This window comes from Streptomyces sp. WM6378, assembly GCF_001279695.1.
Classification (GTDB): Bacteria; Actinomycetota; Actinomycetes; order Streptomycetales; family Streptomycetaceae; genus Streptomyces.
The window spans coordinates 1-2,051 of sequence record NZ_LGDD01000098.1 but is presented as its reverse complement, the minus strand read 5'-3'; the positions used below and the strand labels follow the sequence as shown (position 1 = coordinate 2,051).

Genomic DNA, 2,051 nt, shown 5'->3' with positions numbered 1-2,051 from the left:
CGGCCCCGACACCCCCATCATCGTCACCGACGCCCGCCACCGAGCAGACGCCAAAAGCGCCCTCATCACCCTCGTCGAACACGCCCTCATGGCACGACTTCGGTAGCAGGAAGCGCATACGGCGAAGGCCCCGCACTCTGAGCAACGGAGTGCGGGGCCTTCGCCATCACCGCAGCAACTCGCCCAGTTTCAGGGCAAATTGAGCAGGGTGCGTCACAACCCCCACATGCCCTCCGGGGAACTCCGCGAGCTCAACCCCGTACCGCCCCGCGAGGCACGCGGCGGGCCGGTACAGCCGCAGCCCGTACGACCCCCACCCTGTGGCAGGCACCAACTTCCCCGCATGCACGTCGAGTTGGGCCAGATCGGGCACATGCCCGCTGAACGGCCCCAGGATCCGCCCCAGGAAGAACCCCGAGTTCCCCTGAGCCCGCTGAAGCGCGGAGCGCACCTGCGGCGAGAGCCCGGAGAAGTCCGGCGCCTCCCCCCGCTCCTCGCCACACCCTGCACTCATTTCGGCCATGGCCGCAGCCACCCCTTCGCGGTGGAAGGTCGACACGACATGGCCGAAAAAGGCGTGCTGTTCAGCGGCATCGGGCAGCAGCGAGACCAGCACGGGCTCGTGCGCGACCACCCGGGCGAGCCGCTCGGGGTGCCGCGTGAGCAGCTCCACCGCGACGATCGCCCCCGAACTGGTCCCGAAGACGTACGCGGGCGCCCCGTCCGGCGCCACCCGGTCGAGCAGCCGGTACGCGTCCTCGGCCTGCTCCTCGACGCGCTGGTCCACGTCCGGCCCGTCGAGCGGACTGCGGGAGTGGCCGCGCGGATCGTAGGTCACCACCGTGAAACGGTCGGCGAGCGCGTCGGCGACCGGCTCGAAGATCCCGGCGTCCCCACCGCCGCCCGCGATGAGCAGCAGCACGGGCCCGGCGCCGCGCACTTCGTAGCGCAGGGTCGCACCGGGCACCTTCAAGGTGCCTGTTGCCGGTTCAGTCATCGTGTTTCCCCTCGTTCACGGGCCAGTGCTCAAGCAGGACGTGCAGCGCCTCGACCCCCCGCTCCCACGACTTCTGCACATCGCGCGGGTGGCCGAAGCCGCCCTCCGCTTCGAGCGTGATGTAGCCGTGGAAGGTGCTGCGCAGCAGGCGTACGGCATCGGTGAGGTCGGGCTCGGTGAGGCCGTAGGCGCGGAGCATCCCGTACGTCGTGTCCGCCGTGCGCGCCATCACGGTCGAGCCCGCGAGCAGCTCCGGATCGACCCGGTGCTGGGTGGCGGCATAGCGGCCGGGGTGGGCCAGCGCGTACGCCCGGTAGGCGTCGGCGAAGGCGACCAGCGCGTCCTTGCCGGCCCGGCCGGCGACGGCCGCCGCGATGGAGTCGATGAACTCGCCCGCCGCGTACAGCGCGACCCGCTGGCGCAGCTCGCGGAGGTTCTTGACGTGCGAGTACAGGCTCGCGTCCTTGACGCCGAAGCGCCGCGCGAGCGCGGACACCGTGATGCCGTCGAACCCGGCCTCGTCGGCCAGCTCGGCGCCCGCCACGGTGAGCCGCTCGGCCGTCAGCCCCGCTCGGGCCATCCGTACACCTCCACATCCCAGAACCTAGGCCCTCTAGGTTTTGGCCTAATATACATAGGCCCTGCGTTCCTGAACAGCGAAAAAGCCCCCGCCGACGAGGGCGGGGGCTTTTTGCGAGGTGATCCTGAGCGGGGTCAGCCCTGCCAGGAGTGCGGGGCGCGGAAGCCGGGGGTGCGCTCCAGGCGGCGCCAGCCCGCGGTGGAGCGGCCGCGCTTGGGGGCGGCGGCGGGCTGGGCGGCGGCTCGCGCCAGGAGCACCGCGGTGATCGCGGCGAGCTCCTCGGGAGCGGCGTCGCCCTTCTCCACACGGAGCAGGGACTCGGACTCGGACGAGTTGGACTTCGAGGTGTTCAAGTTCATCTCCTCTTACTGAGGGGGGTTGCCGTGTTTGCGGGACGGCAGGTCGGCGTGTTTGGTCTTGAGCATCGCCAGTGAGGCGATGAGGACGGCCCGGGTCTCGGCGGGGTCGATGACG

The 2,051-nt window shown here is 70.8% G+C and carries 3 protein-coding genes and 1 pseudogene; 1 reads left to right on the top strand and 3 read right to left on the bottom strand.

Translation table 11 applies throughout. The features are described 5' to 3' along the window. A pseudogene (locus ADK54_RS43245) lies at positions 1–106 on the top strand (ATP-binding protein); the annotation flags it as partial. A gap of 60 nt (positions 107–166) precedes the next feature. Here the strand turns inward: ADK54_RS43245 and ADK54_RS11355 are convergent. From ADK54_RS11355 to ADK54_RS11345, 3 genes are all read right to left on the bottom strand, one after another. After that, the gene (locus tag ADK54_RS11355; RefSeq protein WP_053725455.1) at positions 167–997 is read right to left on the bottom strand and encodes an alpha/beta fold hydrolase; all 831 of its coding nucleotides are present in this window, start codon (positions 995–997) and stop codon (positions 167–169) included. Beyond that, positions 990–1,577: a TetR/AcrR family transcriptional regulator gene (locus tag ADK54_RS11350; protein ID WP_053725454.1), complete on the bottom strand. Its 588-nt coding sequence runs from the start codon at positions 1,575–1,577 to the stop codon at positions 990–992. Before ADK54_RS11350 ends, ADK54_RS11355 begins: the two co-directional genes overlap by 8 nt. A 134-nt stretch (positions 1,578–1,711) precedes the next feature. Next, a complete protein-coding gene (locus tag ADK54_RS11345; RefSeq protein ID WP_234392007.1) occupies positions 1,712–1,930 on the bottom strand; it encodes an acyl-CoA carboxylase subunit epsilon in 219 nt (72 codons plus the stop codon). Positions 1,931–2,051 lie beyond the last annotated feature (121 nt).